This window comes from Neptunitalea chrysea, from assembly GCF_027924145.1.
Lineage (GTDB): Bacteria > Bacteroidota > Bacteroidia > Flavobacteriales > Flavobacteriaceae > Neptunitalea > Neptunitalea chrysea.
Genome location: NZ_BRVP01000055.1, coordinates 1 through 2,393, shown reverse-complemented (window position 1 = coordinate 2,393; position 2,393 = coordinate 1). Strand labels below are relative to the sequence as shown.

The following is a 2,393-nucleotide window of genomic DNA, read 5'->3' as shown; positions in this document are numbered from 1 at the left end:
GGCATTATATAGGTTTTACTATCGGTGATTAAATAATCTGAAAAACTGTTTTCTTGGCGGTAGTTAATATTAAATACATTCGTACAAGAAACTTCTATACCCCAAGGACTATCTTCTTTTTGATACAATAAAGAAGCATTAGCCATATCAAAAGTATTACGAATACCAAGTCCGTTATTAATGTAGTATGTCCTGCTATAATCTGCTTTTAATAGAAAATCTTCAAAGAATCTACCCTCAATAGATGCAAACCATTCACTTGAGTTGTATTTATTAATACCTGTACTGGTTTTGTACCATGATAAGGAATGATTATATCCCACTTTTAAATCGGGTAGCTTATGGTTAAAAAACGTAGCAATGCTGGGTTTAAAACTAAGCATCTGTGATGAATTAAGGTTGGTAGCATTGTTTACCAACTGATAGAAATCGGAATAATTATAGGTAAGCCCCATAGTACCTCTAAAGCCATTAAACCTTTTATTGACATTTAGATTCGTAATAAAACTATTTTCGGCTCTTGTAAATAGTACCGAGGTTCTATAGGTATTAATTCCTTCTAATACAGACATGTTTTTTATCTGATGGACCCGTTTATTATAACTTACCATAGCAGAATACATAAGCCCTTTTTGAATAGAAAAATTACTGTAAAACAACCCCAAAGAATGATATAATTGATTCTCAAGATCATCATTCCCCCTATACACACTATTAAAATTTAGCAACATATAGTTGTTTGCTAAATTGTTAACACCAGGAAACTTAATGCTTTTTGCATACCTAAAGGAAAGTTTTTCAAAATTACTCAACTCCCATTTTATTTCTGCCTTTGGCAAAAAGAAGGCAGTAAAGTGCGAATTTCGATCTTGCTGCTGTTGGGTATCCCATAAAAAACTATGCCAGGTACCCGAAGGCTTAAAAATTACTTTACCGAGTCTTAATTTATACACAACATCTACATACATGTCGGCTAAATCATACGAGAAATCATTATTAAATCCGGCCGAATCGAAATTATTTACCGAACCATCTTCTAATACCTGAAATGTATTTGAGGTTAACGAATTAAAATTTAATGAAGTACCAAATGTTGTATACAAATGGTTGGTGTTATTCAACACCCAATAATCTTTAATGTACCCCGAAAAAGAAGTTATATCTAAACGCTTATCTTGGCGTATATCATATACAGAAGCACTCTCTAAAGGAATTAAATCTTGCAGAATTTCTTCATTGGTAACCCAACTTACGGAAGGTTTTTGCCCTTTCGAAAAAAATGTGATGCCTGTTTTACCCGTATGTGAATCATTTAAAACCCGGCTATACACCACATCTTGGTTTACATCATAGGCATTTATAGAAGCATCTGTATTAATAGAAGTTATTAGGTTATCTACATCACTTATGATACGCCCCGAATTGTTATTATCTGACACCTTAAACGATGTTTCCATCCTAAGGTCTTCATTATTTAAAGGCTTATAAGTGAGCTTTATTTTCCCAAGAACAAAATTTGTATGTACATCTTTTACGTTGTTTCTATCTTCAGTGGTTTGTTCATCTACAAGATTATATTCATAGTAATCATCAACCTCAGTAGCGGTTTTATTAGTACTTGCCATTACATAGGCAGTAATATCTGTAAAAGGCGTTATACTTTGTCTCATATTAAAAGCATAAAACCTATTTACATTAGCGGTAAAATCAGACGCGCTTAAATACTGAGAGAACTCATCGTTTTGCAATCTAAAATATGCCGAAGGTCCTTCACTGGTCATCTCTGAAAAGCCACCATTAAAATTAAGATAATCTTGAAAAGAAAAGCTCTTTACACCAATATCATTAACATCTGCAATGGCATTTATATTGGTTTTTGGGGAGTAATAGAAAAACGTTGGGTGTACCAAATACCTATTGTGTTTACCATAGCCATAGCCCCCTTCTACCTCTCCAAATACAAAATTCTTTTTTCCTTCCTTAAGCTTTATATTCATAGCCATTTTTTCAGAGTCTTCTAACTCTTTTAAAAATGCTACTTCATTATAATCGTCTAATATTTCAACTTTATCTACGGCATCGGCTGGTATATTATTAACAGCTAGCTTACTATCTCCGGTAAAAAAAGTTTTACCCTCTACCATTACCTTAGTAACCTTCTTACCATTTACGGTAACATTACCCTCTCTATCTACTTCTGCACCGGGTAATTTTTTTAAAATATCCCTTAATTTCCGCTCCTTACCATTCACAAAACTGTCCACATTATAAATAATTGTATCCTTTTTAATGGTAATTGGTAAACGCGAAGTAATTACCACCTCATCTAATAGCTCGTTCTTTTCGGTAAGTGTAAAATTATAGACAGTGTCCTTTGCAAAATTCCAGTCTAA

General features: G+C 33.1%; 1 protein-coding gene. It reads right to left on the bottom strand.

What is annotated here, in order from left to right:
* On the bottom strand, positions 1 to 2,393 hold a 2,393-nt coding region (locus NBRC110019_RS16630), incomplete at both ends, for a TonB-dependent receptor (RefSeq protein ID WP_281756595.1).